This window comes from Gillisia marina (assembly GCF_000258765.1).
GTDB lineage: Bacteria > Bacteroidota > Bacteroidia > Flavobacteriales > Flavobacteriaceae > Gillisia > Gillisia marina.
Map to the genome: position 1 here is coordinate 197,782 of NZ_AJLT01000019.1, position 21,829 is coordinate 219,610.

At 36.3% G+C, this 21,829-nt stretch carries 20 protein-coding genes, 2 tRNA genes and 1 pseudogene; 9 read left to right on the plus strand and 14 right to left on the minus strand.

Translation table 11 applies throughout. The features are described 5' to 3' along the window. Window positions 1–3: 3 nt before the first annotated feature. From egtD to ON07_RS05990, 10 genes and pseudogenes are all read right to left on the minus strand, one after another. A complete protein-coding gene (gene egtD, locus ON07_RS05950; protein ID WP_010228986.1) occupies window positions 4–972 on the minus strand; it encodes an L-histidine N(alpha)-methyltransferase in 969 nt (322 codons plus the stop codon). A gap of 15 nt (window positions 973–987) precedes the next feature. Beyond that, window positions 988–2,154, minus strand: coding sequence for an ergothioneine biosynthesis protein EgtB (egtB, locus tag ON07_RS05955; protein ID WP_010228988.1), 1,167 nt, complete (start codon window positions 2,152–2,154; stop codon window positions 988–990). Window positions 2,155–2,301: 147 nt separating this feature from the next. Next, window positions 2,302–2,718: an energy transducer TonB gene (locus ON07_RS05960; protein ID WP_010228989.1), complete on the minus strand. Its 417-nt coding sequence runs from the start codon at window positions 2,716–2,718 to the stop codon at window positions 2,302–2,304. Between the two features lie 72 nt (window positions 2,719–2,790). Then, window positions 2,791–3,615 (minus strand): thymidylate synthase, encoded by an 825-nt coding sequence (locus ON07_RS05965; protein WP_010228990.1) that lies wholly within the window; start codon window positions 3,613–3,615, stop codon window positions 2,791–2,793. 98 nt (window positions 3,616–3,713) lie between these two features. Beyond that, window positions 3,714–4,700, minus strand: coding sequence for a YihY/virulence factor BrkB family protein (locus tag ON07_RS05970; RefSeq protein WP_010228991.1), 987 nt, complete (start codon window positions 4,698–4,700; stop codon window positions 3,714–3,716). Window positions 4,701–4,808: 108 nt separating this feature from the next. Continuing rightward, the gene (locus ON07_RS05975) at window positions 4,809–6,518 is read right to left on the minus strand and encodes a NupC/NupG family nucleoside CNT transporter (RefSeq protein ID WP_010228992.1); all 1,710 of its coding nucleotides are present in this window, start codon (window positions 6,516–6,518) and stop codon (window positions 4,809–4,811) included. A 10-nt stretch (window positions 6,519–6,528) separates the two neighbouring features. Next, window positions 6,529–6,636 (minus strand): annotated as a pseudogene (locus ON07_RS17910) (UvrB/UvrC motif-containing protein); the annotation flags it as partial. Further along, window positions 6,611–7,144 carry a bifunctional nuclease family protein gene (locus ON07_RS14700; protein WP_010228995.1) on the minus strand — a complete coding sequence of 178 codons (534 nt, stop codon included), beginning with the start codon at window positions 7,142–7,144 and terminating at the stop codon, window positions 6,611–6,613. The gene ON07_RS14700 and the pseudogene ON07_RS17910, both read right to left, overlap by 26 nt. An 84-nt stretch (window positions 7,145–7,228) precedes the next feature. Continuing rightward, window positions 7,229–8,197, minus strand: a complete 969-nt coding sequence (locus ON07_RS05985) for an electron transfer flavoprotein subunit alpha/FixB family protein (protein WP_010228996.1) — start codon at window positions 8,195–8,197, stop codon at window positions 7,229–7,231. A gap of 75 nt (window positions 8,198–8,272) precedes the next feature. Beyond that, window positions 8,273–9,019, minus strand: coding sequence for an electron transfer flavoprotein subunit beta/FixA family protein (locus ON07_RS05990; RefSeq protein WP_010228998.1), 747 nt, complete (start codon window positions 9,017–9,019; stop codon window positions 8,273–8,275). Between the two features lie 173 nt (window positions 9,020–9,192). On the opposite strand from ON07_RS05990, the gene ON07_RS05995 reads away from it, so the two are divergent. From ON07_RS05995 to ON07_RS06035, 9 genes are all read left to right on the plus strand, one after another. Continuing rightward, window positions 9,193–10,170: a pyruvate dehydrogenase complex E1 component subunit beta gene (locus ON07_RS05995; RefSeq protein WP_010229000.1), complete on the plus strand. Its 978-nt coding sequence runs from the start codon at window positions 9,193–9,195 to the stop codon at window positions 10,168–10,170. A gap of 59 nt (window positions 10,171–10,229) precedes the next feature. Beyond that, a complete protein-coding gene (locus tag ON07_RS06000) occupies window positions 10,230–12,719 on the plus strand; it encodes a DUF5686 and carboxypeptidase-like regulatory domain-containing protein (RefSeq protein WP_010229001.1) in 2,490 nt (829 codons plus the stop codon). A 66-nt stretch (window positions 12,720–12,785) separates the two neighbouring features. After that, window positions 12,786–13,298, plus strand: coding sequence for an inorganic diphosphatase (locus ON07_RS06005; RefSeq protein WP_010229002.1), 513 nt, complete (start codon window positions 12,786–12,788; stop codon window positions 13,296–13,298). 120 nt (window positions 13,299–13,418) lie between these two features. Next, entirely contained in the window at window positions 13,419–15,812 is a 2,394-nt protein-coding gene (locus ON07_RS06010; RefSeq protein WP_010229003.1) for a sodium-translocating pyrophosphatase, read from the plus strand. 169 nt (window positions 15,813–15,981) lie between these two features. After that, window positions 15,982–17,241, plus strand: coding sequence for a putative DNA modification/repair radical SAM protein (locus ON07_RS06015; RefSeq protein ID WP_010229004.1), 1,260 nt, complete (start codon window positions 15,982–15,984; stop codon window positions 17,239–17,241). Then, window positions 17,241–18,023 carry a TIGR03915 family putative DNA repair protein gene (locus tag ON07_RS06020; protein WP_010229012.1) on the plus strand — a complete coding sequence of 261 codons (783 nt, stop codon included), beginning with the start codon at window positions 17,241–17,243 and terminating at the stop codon, window positions 18,021–18,023. The genes ON07_RS06015 and ON07_RS06020 overlap by 1 nt, the downstream gene beginning before the upstream one ends. Before the next feature lie 45 nt (window positions 18,024–18,068). Further along, a complete protein-coding gene (locus ON07_RS06025; RefSeq protein ID WP_010229013.1) occupies window positions 18,069–18,323 on the plus strand; it encodes a hypothetical protein in 255 nt (84 codons plus the stop codon). A gap of 81 nt (window positions 18,324–18,404) precedes the next feature. Next, a complete protein-coding gene (locus ON07_RS06030; RefSeq protein WP_010229014.1) occupies window positions 18,405–18,650 on the plus strand; it encodes a hypothetical protein in 246 nt (81 codons plus the stop codon). 175 nt (window positions 18,651–18,825) lie between these two features. Next, window positions 18,826–19,377, plus strand: coding sequence for a GNAT family N-acetyltransferase (locus ON07_RS06035; RefSeq protein ID WP_010229015.1), 552 nt, complete (start codon window positions 18,826–18,828; stop codon window positions 19,375–19,377). Window positions 19,378–19,533: 156 nt separating this feature from the next. Here ON07_RS06035 and ON07_RS06040 read toward each other — a convergent pair whose 3' ends face one another. The 4 genes from ON07_RS06040 to ON07_RS06055 all read right to left on the minus strand — a co-directional run bounded on the left by ON07_RS06040 (window position 19,534) and on the right by ON07_RS06055 (window position 21,754). Then, window positions 19,534–20,046 carry a VOC family protein gene (locus ON07_RS06040; RefSeq protein WP_010229017.1) on the minus strand — a complete coding sequence of 171 codons (513 nt, stop codon included), beginning with the start codon at window positions 20,044–20,046 and terminating at the stop codon, window positions 19,534–19,536. Between the two features lie 11 nt (window positions 20,047–20,057). Next, on the minus strand, window positions 20,058–21,005 hold the full coding sequence (locus ON07_RS06045; RefSeq protein ID WP_010229019.1) for an NADP-dependent oxidoreductase: 948 nt from the start codon (window positions 21,003–21,005) through the stop codon (window positions 20,058–20,060). A gap of 552 nt (window positions 21,006–21,557) precedes the next feature. Further along, window positions 21,558–21,643: transfer RNA gene (locus tag ON07_RS06050), tRNA-Leu, on the minus strand. Between the two features lie 38 nt (window positions 21,644–21,681). Then, a tRNA-Gly gene (locus tag ON07_RS06055) sits at window positions 21,682–21,754 on the minus strand. Window positions 21,755–21,829: the final 75 nt, after the last annotated feature.

Below are 21,829 nucleotides of genomic sequence, written 5' to 3' on the forward strand. Positions count from 1 at the left end.
AATTTATTTTTTTCTGAAAATATAATTCTTATAATAATCCTTTTCATCTGTAAAAGAATCAGTGACTTTAAGATCTGCCTGGCTTGCTAGCCAGTCTACAATCATATCGTCGTATTTTTGAGAAATTTCGGTATGTATACTTTCCCAAGCTTCAAAATTTACGGTTAACTCCAATTTTTTTATAGTAACTGTTTGCTTCTCCCTACTTATTAAAAAGCTCTTAGCAGTTCCAGTTTCCGGATTATAAGTTTCCCAGTGAAAAAAAGAGTCTAGATCGAAATCCCCATCTAATTCGTTATTTATTCTTTCCAAGACGTTCTTGTTGAAAGCTTCAGTAACCCCGGTTGGATCATTATAAGCATCTAAAATGGTCTGAGGATTCTTCTTCTGGTCGAAGCCCATAAAAAGCATATCATCCGGGGTCATTGCTTCTTGGATCTGTTTTAGGAAAACTATCGCATCCTTATGAAGCAAATTTCCAATATTGGAGCCTAAAACCAGAATTACCTTTTTTCGAGAATTATAATCAGATAAGCGCTCTAAAGTGTCAAAATAAGTCCCTTGTTGAGGTTTAACCGAAACTTCCGGCAGCTCTTTTTTAAGAGATTCCTGTAATTCATCCAAAGCATTCTGACTGATATCTACAGGCAGATAATTAAAATCTATATTGTTATCTGAAAGGTATCTCAACAACAATTTTGTTTTTTTTCCATCTCCGGCTCCTAGTTCAATCAAGTCGAATCCATTTGCTCCTGAAAACGCATCAGCAATTTCCTTAGTATTTTCGGCTAAAATATTGTACTCACAATTTGTAAGGTAATATTCAGGCAAATTCATAATATCCTGAAACAATTTATCTCCTTTTTTATCGTAGAAATATTTAGATGATAAATGCTTAGGATAACTGGTTAAGCCAGTATAAACATCTTCTTCAAAAGCAGAAGCAAAGCGCGTATTTATATTATTTTCCATGTACTAAAAGTCGAATTATTTGGCCAATCTTACACCTGTAAACTGCCATCTCAAATGCGGTTGAAAAAAGTTTCTGTAGGTAGGACGGGTATGATTTGTAGACGTAGCAACAGATCCTCCTCGAAGCACTTTTTGATTCACCATAAATTTCCCATTGTATTCCCCCAAGGCGCCATCCGCTTTTTTATAATTAGGATACGCATCATAAGAGCTTTCCGTCCATTCCCAGCGACTTCCCCATTTAAATTTCTCTTGTGCTATTTCCCATTCAAATTCTGTAGGTAACCGCATTCCTTTCCATTGTGCAAAAGCAAAAGCTTCAAAATAGGAAATATGAGTTAATGGGGCATCAAGATCTAAATCCTGCAAACCAGCTAAGGTATATTGTTGCCATTTATCGTCTACAAAATGCCAATAAGAAGGAGCGGTAATATTCTCCGTATTTAACCAATCCCAAGCTTCAGCGTGCCATAAAAGCACATCTTTATAGCCGCCGGCTTCCATAAACTCCAAATATTCTCTATTAGTGATAAGTTTATTGGAGATCTCATACTTATTGAGATATACCTTATGCCTGCCTATTTCATTGTCGTAAAAGAAAGAATCGCCTGTATGTCCTATTTCATATACACCCTCCGGAATTGTTAACCATTCTTGTTGAAACTCCTGTTTAAGATTCTCTTGAAAACCATCTTGATATATAGGTAACAAGGGATTATTTCCTAAAATATATTTAATATCTGTTAGTAGAAGTTCTTGATGTTGCTTCTCATGATGACAACCAATTTCCAACACATTTAATAATTCCTCTGAAAAATCAGTCGAATTATTAAATAGATCATTGATAGCTTTGGTAACATAAGACCGGTATTCATAGATCCAAGCAACAGTAGGACGAGATAAATTACCTCTATCGGTTCTAACCACCTTCTCCCCTACGCTCTCGTAATAACTATTAAAAACAAAGGCTGAGTTCTCATCGAATACTTTGTAAGCTTTCTGATATTCCTTCAGAACAAATTCCTCAAAAAACCAAGTTGTATGCCCTAAATGCCATTTTGGAGGCGAAACATCCACCACGGGCTGCACCACATAATCTTCGATTTCCAGGGGCGCACAAATACTTTCGGTTCGCGCTCTGGTTTCGATAAAAAGTTGAAATAAATTTTCTTTTGAGATCATAGATTAGAAGGTAACATAAGGCTACCATCCAAAGTTACGATTTTTTGGGAATGAGTAAAATTAACGTGAGTTAAGGCCGAGTTAAAGTGCGTTAGCTCAAATAACTATTCTAAATTATAAAGTTCGATTTAATCGGAATGCGAAATACTAGAAATTAAAAGGCATCTTATATTTCACTTCAATTTTTTTACCCCCTCTATGTCCAGGCTTCATTACAGGAAATAATTTTGTGATTCGCACAGCCTCTTGATTTACCAATTTTTGTGGACCTTCTGCAGAAACTTTACAAACCTTTCCATTTTCATCTATATAAAATGTGATCACAGATCTCCCTCGAACAATCTGCCCATTAGCATCTTTAGGATATTTAAAATTCGATTTAATATGTTTTGCAAGTTGCTTATTAAAGCAATCATCATCAGAAAGTTCACTTTTCTCACAGCCAGGCCATACGGGACCGACCTCTTTCATAGTGATGGTGTTTCCCTTAACAGTAACTCCTTCCTGAGCTTGAGAACTCGCAGTAAGAATAAAAAAAGCAGCAATAAAAAGTACATTTTTCATAAGTAGGTTTTTTAAATTCGAAGGCAACTATTTTTTTTGAGTAGACCTCTAATAATTAATCCTCGACGAGGCTTAAACCGCAACTTTTCCTTTAATGTGTGGATGCGGATCGTAATTTTCAAGACTGAAATCTTCAAACTTGAAATCAAAAATATCTGTCACTTCCGGGTTGATCCTAATTTGGGGTAAGGCTCTGAGATCCCTGCTTAACTGAAGTTCCAGTTGCTCGATATGGTTATTATAAATATGAGCGTCTCCAAAGGTATGAATAAAATCTCCGGCTTCGTACCCACATACTTGCGCAACCATCATTGTAAATAACGCGTAGGAAGCAATATTAAAAGGCACACCCAGAAAGATATCTGCGCTACGTTGATAAAGCTGACAGGACAATTTCCCATCGGCTACATAAAACTGAAAAAATGCGTGACATGGTGGTAAAGCAGCTTTCCCTTTTGCCACATTTTCTGAAAATGACTTAGAAGTATCTGGTAATACCGAAGGATTCCAAGCAGAAACCAACATTCTTCTGCTATTCGGGTTATTCTTTAAAGTTGTTATTAATTCCTTGATCTGGTCTATTTCTTCACTGTTCCAGTTTCTCCATTGGTGCCCATAAACAGGACCCAAATCTCCATTTTCATCGGCCCAATCATTCCAGATTTTCACACCATTTTCTTGAAGATATTCAATATTTGTATCTCCATTTAAAAACCAAAGGAGCTCATAAATTATAGATTTAAGGTGTAGTTTTTTGGTGGTAACCATTGGGAAGCCTTCACTTAGATCGAAGCGCATCTGATACCCAAAAACACTTTTTGTACCTGTGCCGGTTCTATCTCCTTTTTGAGTTCCGTTTTCTAAAACGTGTTTTACAAGATCATGGTATTGTTTCATGCTGAGCTCTTTCTAAAATACTGTACTATATATTTTCTAAAAATAAGAAAACAGCTAAAAACAACTGCTGAAATATTCAAGAGATTTCAAATTTCTATCTAGCATTTTTCTTCATCATCCAAATACTTCACCGCACAACGATCTGCATGATGAGCTCTTCGTTCTCCCATGGGTCTTTCCTGACCCACAGTAGTATCGTATTGGGTTTGATGCTCCATTTCAGAGTTTATTTCAGCGCCCATCAGAACAATAAAAGCAGTTAAAAAGAGCCATAACATTAAAATAGCCACCGCAGCGAAACTTCCGTAGAGATCGTCGTAACTACCAAAATTGCTCACATACCAAGAAAACAGCATAGAGCCTGCAAGCCAAAGCAAGGTTCCCAGAAGTGCACCCCAAATTACCCAGGGCAGTTTAGGACTACGACGATTAGGTGCAAATTTATATACCATACTAAGAGTGAGCACTAGAATAACCCCCAGCAAAACCCAGCGGAACCAAGTTAAAACATGTTCTATTTGTGGTGCAAGGCCAATATTTTTAATAAGCAAAGGAAAAAATATCACGATCAACAAACTAATAAGTCCAATGACAACGCCACCCAAGGTAAAAAGTAGGGTTAATAAGTTCTTTTTGATAATACCCCGAGTATCAATTTCATCGTACGCAATATTTACACCCTCAAAAAGAGCACTTGTTCCTTTATTGGCACTCCAGATACTCACCAGTACACTTATTGCCAATCCCCATCCTATTTCCTTCTTAGACTTCTCGATAATAGGCTCTAAAAAATCCTTTATCATTTGATAAGACTGCTCCGGCAAAATGAGGCTTAATTTTGAGATTTGTTCTCGAATTTGATCTGGCTCAAGCACGAGGCTATAAACTGAAATTGCCGCTATTATGGTAGGAAAAACAGAAAGAAAGAAATAAAACGCAACCCCTGCAGCAACGATCTGGACATTATCGGCTTTCATTTCATGAAAACTACGTTTGCTAATATCTATCCATCCAGCTAAAGGAATCTGGTGAGGCCATTTAGAATCTTCACCACGATATTTTCTTATTTTTTTCGATTGACTCATTCTAATAAGATAAATATTTCAGTAGTAAAATATTGTAAAATGTAGACTTAAATTATTTAGAATCTTCGAAGAATGCCAAAAAATTTACTAGCTATTAACTAAAAACTGTTATCCGATGATCATCCCGGCGATGGTAGCCGATAATAGCGAAGCGATAGTTCCACCCAATAAGGCTTTCATACCAAATTCCGATAATACTTTGCGCTGTCCCGGTGCTAAAGAACCAATTCCTCCAATTTGGATTCCAATGGATGCAAAATTTGCAAATCCACAAAGCATATAAGTCGCCATAATTACAGATTTCTCGTAATTAAGACTTAGTGCATTCATAGGGTTTTTGAGATCTGCTAATTGGATATAACCTACAAATTCACTGGCCGCAAGTTTAATTCCCAGCAATTGCCCCATCAGCATCATATCTTCCTTTGCAACTCCAATAAGCCACATTAAGGGCGCGAATAAAGTCCCTAATATAGATTCCAGAGAGAATTTATCGTAAGGCGTATAATCTGCCATTAAGCTATTTAATGAAGTAATTCCACCAATCCAGCCTAACAAATAGTTGATCATGGCAATAAAGGCGATAAACACCAACAACATTGCTGCAACATTCGCAGCAAGTTTTAAACCTTCAGTAGTTCCATTCGCGATGGCGTCTAAAATGTTCGAACCAATTTTTTCTGAAGAAACTTCAACATTTGTATTAATTGCTTCTACTTGAGGGTATAATATTTTTGAAATAACGATCGCTCCCGGTGCCGCCATTACAGAAGCTGCCAAGAGGTGTTTTGCGAATTGTAATCTGAGCTCGGGATCGTCACCCCCAAGAAATCCTATATAGGCTGCCAATACTCCACCGGCAACTGTAGCCATACCACCAATCATCACTAGCAACATTTCAGAACGGTTCATTCGTTCTAAATATGCTTTTATCATTAAGGGAGCTTCGGTTTGTCCTAAAAAGATATTTCCGGCAACACTTAAACTCTCTGCTCCGGAAATCCCCATGATCTTGGTTAAAACCTTTGCCATTCCTTTTACCACAATCTGGATGATTCCAAGATAAAATAATACTGAAGTTAATGCCGAAAAGAAGATAATCGTTGGAAGTACTTGGAATAGAAATATAAATCCGAAGCTTTCTACATTCATCATTCCTCCAAGAAGAAATTCACTTCCTGCTCTTGTAAAATCAAGAATCAAAACGAATATCTTTCCTACAAATTCAAAAACATTTTTAACTACTGTTATTTTTAAAACTCCAATGGCTAGTAAAAGTTGAGCGCCCAATCCAATAAGAACAGTCTTCCAGTTAATAGATTTTCTACTGCTACTAAATATAAAAGCAATGAGTAGTAACGAAACCATTCCTAAAACACCTCTGGAAATACTGTTGAAAGTGATTCCGCCACTAGGAATCATCTGTTTATCGGTGTTTACAGGGATAACCTCTTCTATTAATAAAGGCGTTTCGCTAAATGTATAAGTGTTTGAATTATCTGATAACTGAAGGGATTCTTCGGTTAATTCTGATATTTTGAATTTTTTTATAGAATCTCCTGTAGGTTGATTATAAAAGAATACCAATAGGTTCTTCTGATATAGATAATCTCCTTGCGCTTTTATCTCTGATCCTTCTTCATCACTAATTGTAAAACTCCCATTATCTAGGGTCATTTTATCTTCAGAAGAGAATCCAGAAAGGGTTTGAGTAGTATCGTTTGCAGACTGAAAAGTCCAGGATTTTGATATTGTTTGGGAATGAGCGGTAATAATTCCGAATAAAACAAAGAACAGGCAACACCAGTATTTCTTCATAAATAACTACTTATTTTCTTTTGGAAATCTCGTCTCTAATTCTGGCTGCCTTTTCATAATCTTCATTCTTAACTGCTTGAGCGAGTAGATCTTCAAGTTCTTTTAAGGACATTTTTTTTATAATCTGCCCCTTCAGGTTCAACATTTTCTGCAAGTATATCGTCTACCTGCGCTTGTTCTTTGGCCGTAGAAGGAGTTAAAGATCCAGATTCCCCTTTCAAAAATATCCCGGCTTTATCTAAGATGTTTTTATAAGTAAAAATAGGAGCATTAAATCGTAGTGCCAATGCAATAGCATCACTGGTTCTGGCATCTATCACCTCTTCAACTTTATCTCTTTCGCAAATTAAACTGGAATAAAACACACCATCCACGAGTTTATGAATGATCACTTGTTTAATAGTGATTGCATATCTGTCGCAAAAATTCTTAAAAAGATCGTGAGTGAGAGGGCGCGGAGGTTTAATTTCCTTTTCTAGCGCTATGGCTATAGACTGTGCCTCAAAGGCTCCAATAACGATTGGGAGTTTTCGATCCCCGTCTACTTCACTTAAAATAAGTGCGTAGGCGCCGTTTTGGGTTTGACTATAAGATATTCCTTTTATATTAAGGCGTATTAGGCTCATATACCAATAATTAAAAAAGGCTTTCTAAATAAGGACAAAATACCAGATTTAGAAAGCCCTTTCAATGCTCGCAAGTTAAAAAAATTATGCGTTTTTAGCCTTAAATTCTTTTAGTTTTTCATTTAGTTTCGGCACAATTTCGAAGGCATCACCAACAACTCCATAATCCGCTGCCTTAAAGAACGGCGCTTCCGCATCATTATTAATAACAACTTTTACTTTAGAAGAGTTAATCCCTGCCAAATGTTGGATAGCGCCGGAAATTCCAATTGCTATATATAAGTTTGATGCAACAGGCTTTCCTGTTTGTCCAACGTGCTCACTATGAGGTCTCCAACCCATATCACTCACCGGCTTAGAACATGCTGTTGCTGCACCTAAAGTTTCGGCAAGATCTTCAATCATCCCCCAGTTTTCCGGACCTTTAAGTCCTCGACCACCGGAAACAACAATCTCTGCATCTGCAATTGTCACTTTATCTTTTGCCTTATCTACACTAACAACATTTACTGAAAAATCTTCTTCAGATAAATTTGGAGAAAAATCTTCAGCGGTTGCTGCACCTTGAGCTTCTTTTAAACCGAAGGCATTTTTGGAGATTCCAACAACTTTTATATCTGTTGAAATATTTGTGAAGCTGAAAGCTTTATTTGTAAAAGCTGTTCTTTTAACCACAAATGAGGTAGCACTTTCCGGAAGAGAAACTACGTTTGAAGCGTAGCCGGCATTTAAATGTACTGCTAAAAGTGGCGCTAAATATTTACTATTTGCACTTTGGCTTAAAACTACCACCTTAGTACCTTCTTTATCTGCCGCTTGCTTTAAAGCATCAGCATAAGCTTCCGCATTAAAATCTTTTAATTTTGAATTATTGATCTTCAAAACCTTGTCTACTCCATAAGTTCCAAGTTCTGAAACGTCTTCAGCATTAAATGTAGCAGCTGTAACAGTAGTGCCAAGCATGTTAGCAACGCCTTTTGCATAGGAAGCTACTTCTAAAGATGCTTTTTTAAACTTTCCTTCTTCTGATTCTATATAAACTAAAACTGACATGTTTTTTATTTTTATTTGATGTGGATATTAAATTCTTTACTTCTTTCCGGCTCTCTTAAAGCCTTCAACAAGTAATTAGATCACCTTAGCCTCTGTATGAAGCAATTGTATCAACTCATCTAAATTATCCGGATCTACTAATTTTACAGCACCTTTAGGAGCAGGTTTTTCGAATTTCTCTGCTGTTGTTTGTGCAGTAGCTTCTACCGGCTCTACAACATTTAAAGGTTTTTTTCTGGCCATCATGATTCCTCTCATATTAGGAATTCTAAGATCACTTTCTTCAACCAAACCTTTTTGACCACCAATTACCAAAGGTAATTTAGCACTCACAGTTTCTTTTCCACCATCTATTTCCCTAACCGCTTTAGCTTCGGCTCCATCAACTTCAAGTCCTATACAAGTATTTACGAAGTTAGCATTCAATAAAGCAGCTAACATCCCGGGAACCATTCCTCCATTATAGTCTATAGACTCACGTCCCGCAATAATAAGATCGTATCCACCTTCTTTTGCAACATTTGCCAATTGTTTAGCAACCTGGAAACCATCTGTAGCTTGAGTGTTTACTCTAATTGCATTATCGGCACCAATTGCCAAAGCTTTACGTAAGGTTGGTTCAGTTTCAGCACCTCCAACATTTACAACATCTACGGAAGCTCCTTGTTTTTCTTTAAACCACATAGCACGGGTAAGACCAAATTCATCATTCGGATTAATTACAAATTGCACTCCATTGGTATCAAATTGAGTATTATTATCTGTAAAGTTAATCTTCGAAGTAGTGTCTGGTACGTGACTTATACACACTAATATTTTCATCTATATTTTCTTTTTAAATGATTTTTTTTTCGTGGACACGAAGATAGGTAAATTTCTATAGATTTTACTATGCGTGCATAATAAATTTTTTAGCAGTAAGATGCGCCATAAACTTTTGTGAATTACTATTTTTGCTTTTTAAAGCGATACATTTAACAGTATAGACATAAAGAATGAAAACAATTCAATTCAGAGAAGCTATTCAGCAAGCCATGAGCGAGGAGATGCGCTTAGACGATACTATTTATTTGATGGGTGAAGAAGTAGCAGAATATAATGGTGCCTACAAAGCATCTAAAGGCATGTTGGATGAATTTGGGCCAGATCGAGTAATAGATACACCGATCTCTGAACTTGGATTCTCCGGAATTGGAATTGGAAGCGCTATGAATGGAAATAGACCTATTATAGAGTTCATGACCTTTAACTTCTCTTTGGTTGGAATCGATCAAATTATTAACAATGCAGCAAAAATGCGCCAGATGAGTGGTGGGCAATTTAATATTCCTATTGTTTTTAGAGGACCTACTGGTTCTGCTGGACAATTGGCAGCAACCCACTCTCAAGCTTTTGAAAGCTGGTACGCAAATTGCCCAGGATTAAAAGTGATTGTGCCTTCTAATCCTTACGATGCAAAAGGCTTGTTGAAAGCGGCTATTAGAGACAACGACCCTGTGATCTTTATGGAAAGTGAGCAAATGTATGGCGATAAAGGAGAAGTACCTGAAGAAGAGTATGTAATTCCAATTGGTGTTGCAGATATTAAAAGAGAAGGGACAGATGTTACTATTGTATCTTTTGGAAAGATCATTAAAGAGGCCTACAAGGCAGCAGATGAACTTGAAAAAGATGGAATTTCTTGTGAAATTATAGACTTACGTACCGTAAGACCTATGGATTACGAGGCTATATTTAAATCGGTTAAAAAGACCAATAGATTAGTGATTTTAGAAGAAGCATGGCCGTTTGGGAATGTTGCTACAGAGATCACCTATCAAGTTCAGGAAAAAGCATTTGACTATCTGGACGCTCCAATTATAAAAATAAATACAGCAGATACTCCAGCTCCCTATTCTCCAGAATTATTAAAAAACTGGTTACCTAATAGTGAAGATGTTGTTAAAGCTGTGAAAAAGGTGCTTTACAAGTAATCTTATAGACATATCTTTGCGGCTCCATCTTTTTAGATGGAGCTTTTTTGTGCCCAAATATGAAACATACCCTTTATTTAGTCTTTATTATAATTACTGTTTTTCAAGGATGGTCACAAACCAGAATTAGCGGAACTGTTGTAGACGAAACAGATACTCCAATTCCTTTTGCCAATGTTATTTTTTTAAGTTCTTCTGAAGGAACTACAACTACAGAGAACGGTTCTTTTTATTTAACATCTACCCAAGATCAACCCAATGTAGAATTCTCTTATGTTGGTTATCAAACTTTAGTTTTACCACTTAAAAAAGGTAATAATTTGAATCTGAAGATCATTTTAAAAGAGATGACCGAATCTCTGGGAGAAGTGATGATCTATCAAGGGAAAACTTCCAAAAAAAACAATCCGGCTTTGGATATCCTAAGAAAGATCTGGGAAAACAAAAGGCAGAATGGTGTAAAGAAATTCAATCAGTACGAATACAGGAAATATGAAAAACTGGAATTCGATCTTAATAAAATAGATAGCGCCTTAATTAATAGTCCCATTTTTAACGGAATGGAATTTATATTTAAGGATTTAGATACCAATAGAGTTACCGGTAAAACCTACTTACCAATTTTTCTAAACGAAGCCATTTCAAAAGTATATGGAGACAAAAAATCCGGGAAGACTAAGGAGGAACTTCTTGGAAACAAAAATTCCGGCTTCAGTAATAATCAGCTTTTAATTTCTTCAGTAAAGGACATTTATTCAGAAATAGATATTTACGAGAATTACCTTAAATTTTTCGATAAGAGCTTTATAAGTCCGCTTTCTACAACCGGTATAAATAACTACAATTACGTTTTAACCGACAGTTCTTTTATTGGCGATAAATGGTGTTATAAGATTCGGTATTATCCAAGACGAAAAAATGAATTGACCTTTAAAGGTGATTTTTGGGTAAACGACACTACTTGGGCGGTAAAGAAGATAAATTTAGAAATGGCAGAAGATGCCAATGTAAACTGGGTAAAAGGTGTTTACATAGAACAGGAATTCGATGTTTTAAACGATTCTATTTTCTTAATTACTAGAGACTTTTTTCAGGTAGATTTTTCACTTAGAGATAAAGAGTCCGCACGAGGAATTTATGGAAAAAGAACGGTGCTTTATAACGAATACGTGTTCGACAACAAAAAACCATTACGGTTTTACGATACCCGAGTAATCGATTTTAAGGAGGAAGTCTATAATAGAGATGATGAATTTTGGCAAAAGAATCGATTGGAAGAACTAAATGGGGATGAACGAGGCGTCTATAAAATGCTGGACACCCTGCAAACCGTAAAGGCCTTTAAACGCTTATATAACTTAACCACTACCCTATCCACCGGTTATTTGGAATTCGATGGTTTCGACTATGGCCCAATTTACACCACCTTAGGATTCAATGATGTAGAAGGATGGAGGTTAAGGGGCGGAGGACGAACCTATTTCAATCAGAATGACCCATGGAGGATTGAAGGTTATGGCGCTTATGGCTTTAAAGACAAACAATTTAAATATGGGATTGCCGGAAAGCTCTTACTGGATAAAAAAATGAGGATTATAGTTTCTGCCGGAAACAGACGCGATATCGAGCAGTTGGGAACGAGCCTTACAAATACTACCGATGTGCTTGGAAGAAGTTTAGCTTCCTCATCTTTAATTAATGTGGGAGATAATGATAAGTTAAGTTCCATTAACCTATCTGTGGTAAGTCTTGAGATAGAACCCATTAAAAATTTCACTTTTAGACTAGCTGGATCTTATAGAATATTAAAACCGGCCTCTCCTACTTTTAGTCTGGACTTTTATACAGATGAAGCGCTTACTCAAATAGATTCAGAAATAAATCAAACTGAAATTTCTACAATCTTCACGTATACTCCGAGAAGAGAAACTACTGGTTTTGGGGTGGATAGAAATATTATTAACGGAGGCGATTTTCCAACGCTCTTTTTAAATTATAGTCTGGGGGTAAAAGATATATTTGAAAGTGATTTTAATTACAAGAAAATCCAATTTTTTTATAACCAACCCTTATTGGTAGGAGGCTTCGGAAGAGCAAACGTTAGTATAGAAGCAGGAAAAACCTTTGGAGAAGTTCCGTTAGGTTTATTAAGCGTAGTACCGGGGAATCAAACGTATTTCGCTTTATATAACACTTTTCCGCTACTTAATTTTTACGAATTTGTTACCGACACGTATGCCGCTGCCCATCTTGAACACAATTTTAATGGAAGATTATTTTCCAGAATCCCATTGCTACGAGATCTAAATTTAAGAGAGATTATTGGAATTCGAGGAGTTTATGGAGAAATTTCTGAAGAGAATAAAAGTTTAGATGCTTCAGGATTACCGCTTATCGCACCAGATTCAGATCCTTATTGGGAGTATAGTGTTGGGGTTGGAAACATTTTTAAATTCCTAAGAATCGATGCCCATTTTAGAGGGAATTATTTCGATAATGAAGATGCGAGATCGTTTGGAGTGACGGCTTCCTTCGGATTTCAATTTTAATATGCTCTGTAAGAGGATAAATTACTATATTTGCCGCCTGAAAAATTTGAACAAAAAAGAAAGATAATGTCAGAGACTTTTGATGTATTAATAGAGATCCCAAAAGGGAGTAGAAACAAATATGAGTACGATTTTGAATTGAAGAAAGTTCGGTACGACCGAATGATCTTTTCCTCTATGATGTACCCTGCAGATTACGGATTTATTCCTAACACGCTAGCATTGGACAGTGACCCTTTAGATGTATTGGTATTGGTTGCAGAACCAACCTTTCCGGGGATTGTAATGGAAGTGAAACCTATTGGAGTTTTCCATATGGCAGATGAAAAAGGACCAGATGAGAAAATTATATGTGTACCGGTTTCAGATCCTATCTGGAATAGATTAAATGATCTGGATGATGTCAATGGTCACTTACTTAAAGAAATCGAGCATTTCTTTAAAGTTTATAAAGATCTTGAGAAAAAGAAAGTTGATGTTGGTGGATGGGGAAATGCTGATGAAGCGAAAGAAATTATCAAACAATGTATAGAGAGATATAAGAATTACGAAGGAGACAAGGAGAGATTCGGAATATAGTGGAATGTTTTCTTATAAATATTGAATAATTAAAAGCGATAACCCTAAAAAGTTATCGCTTTTTTATTTATCATTGATTTTGTTACATTAGCGGACATTAACTAATATTTAACTATCTCTATGGAATCAATGATTATCTATGCCCCAATTGTTCTGGCTTTGATTGGCCTTGTTTATATGTGGATGAAAAGGTCCTGGGTCTTAAAACAAGACGCCGGTGACGGAAAAATGAAAGAAATTTCAGATCATATTTATGAAGGTGCCCTCGCCTTTCTAAATGCCGAATATAAGTTACTTACCATTTTTGTGATTATAGTAAGTGTTGCTCTTGCGGCAGTTTCCTTTTTTGTACCAACTACACATTGGCTTATTGTAATCGCATTTATTTTTGGAGCATTTTTCTCTGCCTTAGCAGGAAATATGGGGATGAAAATAGCAACAAAAACAAACGTTAGAACTACACAAGCTGCCAAAACCAGTTTGCCTAATGCCTTAGGAGTCTCTTTTGGTGGTGGAACCGTAATGGGACTTGGAGTGGCAGGACTTGCAGTATTAGGTCTAACATCTTTCTTTATATTATTCTTTCATTACTTTATGGGAGGGGTTTGGACATCCACAGCAGATATGACCATTGTATTGGAAACCCTTGCCGGATTCTCTCTTGGAGCTGAATCTATCGCCTTATTTGCGCGTGTAGGTGGAGGAATTTACACCAAAGCTGCCGATGTGGGCGCAGATCTTGTTGGTAAAGTTGAAGCAGGAATTCCCGAAGACGATCCTAGAAACCCGGCAACTATTGCAGATAATGTTGGAGACAATGTTGGTGATGTAGCAGGTATGGGAGCCGATCTTTTTGGTTCTTATGTTGCAACAGTACTCGCAGCGATGGTTCTTGGGAATTATGTGATCAAGGATATGGGTGGAAATATCGACGATCTTTTTGGCGGAATTGGCCCGGTGTTGTTACCAATGGCGATCGCCGGAGCAGGAATCATCATCTCTATGATTGGTACCATGCTGGTTAAAATTAGCAGTAATGATGCTAAAGAATCGCAAGTAATGGGCGCTCTAAATATCGGAAACTGGGTGTCTATAGCTTTAGTAGCATTATCTTGTTTTGCTTTGGTAAAATGGATGCTTCCGGCAACGATGCAAATGGAATTCTTTGGTGAAGGTTTAAAAGAAATATCTTCCATGCGTGTGTTTGGTGCCACCATTATCGGACTTATAGTTGGTGGAGCAATTTCATCAGTAACCGAATATTATACAGGATTAGGTAAAAAACCGATTCTGAAGATCGTTCAACAGTCTAGTACCGGTGCAGGAACTAATATTATTGCAGGATTGGCAACAGGGATGATCTCTACGTTTCCTTCAATTTTATTATTCGCAAGTGCCATCTGGGCTTCGTATGCGTTTGCAGGATTTTATGGAGTTGCATTAGCCGCTTCAGCAATGATGGCAACAACCGCTATGCAACTAGCAATCGATGCCTTCGGACCTATCTCTGATAATGCCGGTGGTATTGCTGAAATGAGTGAACAAGATCCTATAGTAAGAGAACGAACAGATATTTTAGACTCTGTAGGGAATACCACTGCCGCAACTGGAAAAGGTTTTGCAATTGCCTCTGCAGCATTAACTTCTTTAGCCTTATTCGCGGCGTACGTAACCTTTACAGGAATTGAAGGAATCAACATCTTTAAGGCTCCTGTATTGGCGATGCTATTTGTGGGTGGAATGATTCCGGTGGTATTTTCTGCCTTAGCCATGAATGCCGTTGGAAAAGCTGCGATGGAAATGGTACAGGAAGTTAGACGTCAGTTTAGAGATATTCCAGGAATTATGGAAGGAACCGGAAAACCACAATACGATAAGTGTGTGGCTATTTCTACCGAAGCATCCTTAAGAGAGATGATGTTACCCGGGTTATTAACTATAGGATTTCCATTGGCCATCGCTTTTATTCCGATGATCTTTGGAATGGATAATCTTGCAATTGCCGAAATGCTCGGAGGATATATGGCCGGAGTCACGGTAAGCGGAGTACTTTGGGCTATTTTCCAGAACAACGCGGGTGGCGCTTGGGACAATGCTAAAAAATCTTTTGAAGCAGGAGTTTTAATTAATGGTGAGATGACCTATAAAGGCTCTGATGCTCATAAAGCTGCTGTAACCGGAGATACCGTTGGAGATCCATTTAAAGATACTTCCGGACCATCTATGAATATATTAATAAAGCTTACTTGCTTAATTGGTCTTGTAATAGCACCAATATTAGGAGGACATAACATTGGCGACATCGATAATTCAGTTGATCAAGCTGAAATAATCAATATTTCAGGGGTAGAGAATTCCAAAACTAAAGAAGTTGAAGTTCGAATGACTACTGAAGGAGATGAAACCTTTGCCGAAGTTAGAACTACCACTATTGAAGATGGTAAGACCGATGTAAAAGTAAAAACCTTTAAAGGAACTAAAGCCGAAGTGGAAGCACAGATCGAGAGTATGTAAAAAAAAACACTTTTTTTAATCAAATATAAACCCCCAAGGCGATGCTTTGGGGTGTTTTTACTTAAACACTACTCTATTGTTTAAAATTTAATCAAAAACATTAATTTTAATATGGATTATTTCCTATTTAATGGAATTAATCCATATTTTTATTTCAAAATATACATCTATGTCTTTTGAAAGAATTAAAGAAAAATTAAATATTCTGGCAGATGCCGCGAAATATGATATTTCCTGCTCCAGTAGTGGGAGCAAGCGCGCTAATAAAGGTGGATTGGGAAATAGCGATGGTGTAGGAATTTGCCATAGTTATACAGAGGATGGCAGATGTGTTTCTTTGCTGAAGATTCTTTTAACCAACTATTGCATTTTTGATTGTGCCTACTGTGTAACTCGTAAGAGCAATGATATTAAAAGAGCAGCTTTTAAAATTGAAGAGGTAGTTAGCCTTACCATGAATTTTTACCGTAGAAATTATATTGAAGGCTTATTTCTTAGTTCCGGAATATTTAAAAGTCCAGATCATACGATGGAACGTTTAGTCCAAGTTGCCAAAAAATTGAGACTGGAAGAAAATTTCAATGGATATATTCATTTAAAATCCATTCCCGGAGCAAGCGACGAATTGATGCAGGAAGCCGGATTGTATGCTGACAGACTTTCTGTAAATATCGAAATCCCTACAGTTTCGGGATTAAAATTATTAGCACCAGATAAAAAGCATGAAGATTTTATAAAACCGATGGAAGCGGTTAAAAATAGTATTCAGATATACAAAAGCGAAAAGAAGCTAATAAAGAGCACCCCAAAATACGCTCCTGCAGGCCAAAGCACACAAATGATTGTTGGCGCCACAGGAGAAAGTGATCGGGATGTAATGTATTCTGCGGCCTATTATTATAAAAAATTCAAGATGAAAAGGGTATATTATTCCGGGTATATCCCTGTAGCCAATGACACCAGGCTTCCTGCCCTGGGAAGTCCTGTTCCATTACTGCGAGAAAACAGACTCTACCAAACCGATTGGTTGCTTCGGTTTTATGGATTTGACATTCGGGAGTTACTAAATAATGAAAATCAAAATTTAGATTTGGATATAGATCCAAAATTAAGTTGGGCCCTAAGAAATAGGGAACTATTTCCTCTAGATATTAATAAGGCAGATAAATTGCTTATTGCGAGAGTGCCCGGTATTGGACTCAAATCTGTTCATAAGATCGTTGAAGCAAGAAAATATAGAAAACTAAATTGGGATCATCTCAGGAAGATTGGAATCGCTTATAATCGAGCAAAATACTTTATCACCTGTGATTCTAATAGTTTTGAGAGGAGAGATCTTTCCAGCCTTCAAATAAAAGGAATGATCCTTCAGGATTCCACAAGTAAATTCAGAAAAGATTATAGCACACAATTAAGTCTTTTTAATTGATGAAAGAAGAAACAATTTTAATTTATGATGGGTCGTACAAGGGATTTCTAAGCTGTGTTTTTTCAACCTTTGAACAAAAACTCAATGTGGTTGGAATTTATACTGAATCAACTACCCAGAGAAATATGTTTGCAAAAGCTTTAAGTATACAAACAAACTTAGAGGAAGCGAAAAGGGTAGCATTAGGTTTAAAAAGAAAGGTTTCTGCAATAGGATGTAGACAAATTTTTTTTACATTTTTGAGTGAATTGGAAGGTATTGAATTGCTTTTACTTCAATATATAAAACTGGTATTTAAAGAAGAAAAATTCAGCAGAAAGGACTTTGGAAATCCCATTGTTTTAAAGATTAGTCAAACCTCAAAAATGGTGAGTAGAGAAAAACACCGTATGGAAGCTTTTGTTAGATTTCAATTAACTAAAGATGACATCTTTTTTGCTTCTATAGAACCAGATTTTAACGTTTTACCGATTATTTTAAAGCATTTTGAAAGCAGATATGCCGATCAAAAATGGATTATTTACGACTTAAAGAGAAATTTTGGCTTATTTTATAACTTACAGGAAACCAGTTATATAAATTTAAATTTTAAATCTAACGAACATTTGAATTCAGCAAACACCAGTATTTACAGCACTTCCGAAATAGATTTTCAAAAGTTATGGCAGGAATATTTTAAAAGCACTAATATTAAATCTAGAAAAAATATGAAATTACACCTTCAGCATGTACCAAAAAGATATTGGAAATATTTAACTGAAAAGAGTTCTTGGCAAAATTAAAAAATAGTTTAAATTTGCTGTTCAACTAATTAAACACATTTTACAATGAAAAAATTATCCTTATTATTATTAGCTGCTGTATTCTCTTTATCAATCTATTCTTGTAGAGAAACAACAGAAGAAAAAACAGAAGACGCTATGGAAGATGCTGCTGACGACATGGAAGATGCTGCAGATGATGTTGCTGATGACATGGACGACATGGAAAACGATGTTGAGGCTGCTGCTGAAAACGTTGAAACTGAAGTTGAAGAAGAAATTAATGGAACTGATGATGTTAACGGAGACGACGACATGTAGTCTTTTTTTACATTAATATTCTAAAGCCATCTGAATTTATTGAGATGGCTTTTTTTTAGTTTAAACCTTTAAATAATTGATATGAAAAAATTGATTTTAATTTTGATGCTTGCTACAATGGCAACAACAGTAATTTCTTGTAGAGAGACTACTCAAGAAAAAACCGAAGAGGCTTTAGAGTCTATTGGAGAAGATATTGAAACTAATACCAAAAAAGCCGCAAAGAAAATTGAAGAAGGAGCCGAAAAAGTGGTAAAAGAGATAGACGAAGAAGTTCATAAAACTGATGATGTAAACGGTGAAGAAGCCGCAGATGATCTAAACTAATTATTATTTACTACAGTACTAAAACCGCCACAGAGCGGTTTTTTTGTTTCTTAACCAAGTGTGTTTTAAAACGCTTCTCTAATTTAAGGTAGACAATAGATCTTAATCAATATGAAAAAGTTTAATTGTAAATTGAACGTTTTCATATTGCCTATCTGTAACACAAAACTCTTTAATGAACACCTATCAACTCAATACAAAACGTTTAAAATTAGCTCCATTGACAAGTGAGGAAATAAGTTTTGTCCATCGTTTACTTTCCAATCCAAAAGTGGATTTCTATAACACTCTAGGAATCCCTAAAAATATTGAGGAAACCAAAGTTATTTTGAATGAAATGGTTTCAGAAAATGAAAAAGAAGCAACCCAAAAATTCACTTTTTGTATTAAACACAATGAGCAAAACATCGGGTTGATCGCCTTGAATTTAGGCAACAAGAAATATGAGATTGGAGAGGTCTGGTATAAGTTGCTTCCCGAATTTTGGGGTCAAGGTTTTGCAACAGAGGCTCTAAATGAAGTCATTCATTTTGGATTTAATAGCTTAAAGTTACACCGAATAGAAGCAGGTTGTGCTTCAGAAAACATTGGCTCTGTTAAAGTATTGGAGAAAGCAGGAATGATTAGAGAAGGACACAAGCGGCAACACTTACCTTTGAAATCCGGGTGGGCAGATTGTTATGAGTATGGAGTTTTGCGAGAAGATTATAAAAAGTCAAAATTTTAAAAACACAAAATCCTCTAAAACCTGAGGTTAAAGAGGGTTTTTGTACTCGAAGCGGGAGACTTTCCTGTAAGCCAAATTACTTACTTATTTATGTACCAATCTCAATTTTTGAGATAGAATTCTCTATTGCTTTTAAGCAATAGAGTGTATTGGTTTTTATTTTTCATAAGCACCTGAAGAATAAGTCATTTCGTAACTATGTGTGTAAATCTCAAACACTATTCCGAATGGATCTTCAACATAACACATTTTAAAAGGTTTATCGTTAGGATAGTATTCCCGGATAGGCATTCGCTGTTTTCCTCCTAAAGAAACAATCTTATCTACTAGATCTTCAATATTTGGATCCTGAACACAAAAATGGAACAGTCCGGTATTAAATGGGTTGAATTCCGGAGCTTCTTTTACGCCATGGGGAAAAGAAAACAGTTCGATACCAATTCCATCTGAGGTAGACATATGGGCGATTTCAAATTCTTCCCAATCTTCTCCAAAAACATCAATACACATTTGTCCAATCGCAGTATCTTTTTCTTTTTTCACGGTAGAAGGTTGCATGATAATATACCATCCCATGACATCTTCATAAAACTTGACTGCCCTCTTTATATCAGGCACCGTAATTCCAATATGGGAAAATGATTTTGGGTAAGTTTCTTTCTTTTTCATAATGTTAATCTTTAGAATAAATCAGCCAGACTTATGATTACTTTTCCTTTTGCTTTTCCCGTAGCTAGATATTCATAAGCGTCAATTCCATCTTCAAAAGGATAAATTAGATCTACTATTGGTTTTATAGCTCCATCTTCAACCATAGTTTTGATCTCATTGAGTTGTTTTGCATTAGGCTGCATCCATGTAAGTTTATAAATAGCAGATTTCTCTTTGATCAATTCAGATAATTTTTCAGGCATTTTATAATCTGTCATACCCATTTGCTTTGCTGTTTCTCCGTCTGGCGGGCCAACTATCGTAGTGATTCTTCCTCCATCTTTAATAATTTCAAAAGCATCGAAGGTGTAATCCCCTCCCAACGTATCAAAAACGATATCCAGATTATTGGCAACTTCTTTATAATCCTCATTAGTATAATCAATTACTCGGTCGGCTCCCAAAGCTTTAACCCAGTCTACATTTTTAGTACTTGTAGTGGTATAAACTATAGCGCCTTTCTCTTTTGCATATTGAATAGCAAAACTCCCTACCCCGCCAGAGCCGGCATGAATAAGAATTCTATCATTTTCTCTGATTTCAACTTTTTCTAGGGCTTGGATTGCTGTAAGTCCCGTTAAGGGTAATCCGGAGGCTTGCTCAAAAGAAATATTTTCCGGTTTTTTTGCAACCAGATCACTTTGTACTGTCACAAATTCTGCTACACTACCCATTTGTTCCTGTGGTACTCTAGCGTATACCTCATCACCAATTTCAAAGTCGCTAACACCTGCACCTTTTTCAACCACCACACCACTCACATCATAACCTATGGTCACGGGTAGGTTTAACGGTACCATATCTTTTAGTTTGCCCTGTACCAATTTGTAATCGATAGGGTTTAATGAAGCTGCTTTGACCGCTACTAAAATATCCTTGTCCTTATATGTTGGCTTACTTACATCCTCAATAGCCAATCCTTCTTTAATCTCCCCGTATTTTTTTTATTTGTATAGCTTTCATATGTTTTGATTTTAAGTTCTTATTTCGACGATTCCTTTTAAATATCAATTTTGAAAATGATATTTGCTCATCCTATAAAATCTCTCCAACCCTATTGCGTCCATTAATACCAACTCTTTTGGAAATAATAATCTCAGAAAAGTTTTCGTTTCGACTTTGTCTTATTATTATTTGACACCTAAAACATCAATTTTAAACTGATACTTCCCTAGGAACTGATGTTGCCCACAATCCTTTTTCTACCTAGTTTTAAGTCGGTTTTCTGTATTGTGCCTATTGAATTCTATCAAAACTAACACATTCTATCAATCAATTATGTTAGGGGACATATAAAGTTTTGACATTGATTAATCATAAAGATTACATTCTTCGAAGGGTTCGGGAAATTTTAAGACATTATAAAGGGTTAAAAAAAGGCAATGGGAAAACTAAAATTCTGGGGAGCAAGCGGGGAAAGTGATAAAATCAAAAAACCCTCTAAATCATAAAGATAAAGAGGGTTTTTGTACTCGGAGCGGGACTTGAACCCGCACGACCGTTGCTGATCATTGGATTTTAAGTCCAACGTGTCTACCAATTCCACCATCCGAGCGTGGATTTTTATATAAAGCGATTTTTTCGCTCTATCTGAGCGAAAAACGGGATTCGAACCCGCGACCTCCACCTTGGCAAGGTGGCGCTCTACCAGCTGAGCTATTTTCGCGATTTGTAAGAACATTTCCAGTTTCCCGGAGCAGCAATAATTCCTTATTGCGGTTGCAAATTTAAAACAATTCTT

Bases quoted from the DNA above. Each gene is read 5' to 3' on its own strand.
- egtD (WP_010228986.1), bottom strand. From the start codon at position 972: ATGGAAAATAATATAAATACGCGCTTTGCTTCTGCTTTTGAAGAAGAT.
- egtB (WP_010228988.1), bottom strand. From the start codon at position 2,154: ATGATCTCAAAAGAAAATTTATTTCAACTTTTTATCGAAACCAGAGCG.
- ON07_RS05960 (WP_010228989.1), bottom strand. From the start codon at position 2,718: ATGAAAAATGTACTTTTTATTGCTGCTTTTTTTATTCTTACTGCGAGT.
- ON07_RS05965 (WP_010228990.1), bottom strand. From the start codon at position 3,615: ATGAAACAATACCATGATCTTGTAAAACACGTTTTAGAAAACGGAACT.
- ON07_RS05970 (WP_010228991.1), bottom strand. From the start codon at position 4,700: ATGAGTCAATCGAAAAAAATAAGAAAATATCGTGGTGAAGATTCTAAA.
- ON07_RS05975 (WP_010228992.1), bottom strand. From the start codon at position 6,518: ATGAAGAAATACTGGTGTTGCCTGTTCTTTGTTTTATTCGGAATTATT.
- ON07_RS14700 (WP_010228995.1), bottom strand. From the start codon at position 7,144: ATGAGCCTAATACGCCTTAATATAAAAGGAATATCTTATAGTCAAACC.
- ON07_RS05985 (WP_010228996.1), bottom strand. From the start codon at position 8,197: ATGTCAGTTTTAGTTTATATAGAATCAGAAGAAGGAAAGTTTAAAAAA.
- ON07_RS05990 (WP_010228998.1), bottom strand. From the start codon at position 9,019: ATGAAAATATTAGTGTGTATAAGTCACGTACCAGACACTACTTCGAAG.
- ON07_RS05995 (WP_010229000.1), top strand. From the start codon at position 9,193: ATGAAAACAATTCAATTCAGAGAAGCTATTCAGCAAGCCATGAGCGAG.
- ON07_RS06000 (WP_010229001.1), top strand. From the start codon at position 10,230: ATGAAACATACCCTTTATTTAGTCTTTATTATAATTACTGTTTTTCAA.
- ON07_RS06005 (WP_010229002.1), top strand. From the start codon at position 12,786: ATGTCAGAGACTTTTGATGTATTAATAGAGATCCCAAAAGGGAGTAGA.
- ON07_RS06010 (WP_010229003.1), top strand. From the start codon at position 13,419: ATGGAATCAATGATTATCTATGCCCCAATTGTTCTGGCTTTGATTGGC.
- ON07_RS06015 (WP_010229004.1), top strand. From the start codon at position 15,982: ATGTCTTTTGAAAGAATTAAAGAAAAATTAAATATTCTGGCAGATGCC.
- ON07_RS06020 (WP_010229012.1), top strand. From the start codon at position 17,241: ATGAAAGAAGAAACAATTTTAATTTATGATGGGTCGTACAAGGGATTT.
- ON07_RS06025 (WP_010229013.1), top strand. From the start codon at position 18,069: ATGAAAAAATTATCCTTATTATTATTAGCTGCTGTATTCTCTTTATCA.
- ON07_RS06030 (WP_010229014.1), top strand. From the start codon at position 18,405: ATGAAAAAATTGATTTTAATTTTGATGCTTGCTACAATGGCAACAACA.
- ON07_RS06035 (WP_010229015.1), top strand. From the start codon at position 18,826: ATGAACACCTATCAACTCAATACAAAACGTTTAAAATTAGCTCCATTG.
- ON07_RS06040 (WP_010229017.1), bottom strand. From the start codon at position 20,046: ATGAAAAAGAAAGAAACTTACCCAAAATCATTTTCCCATATTGGAATT.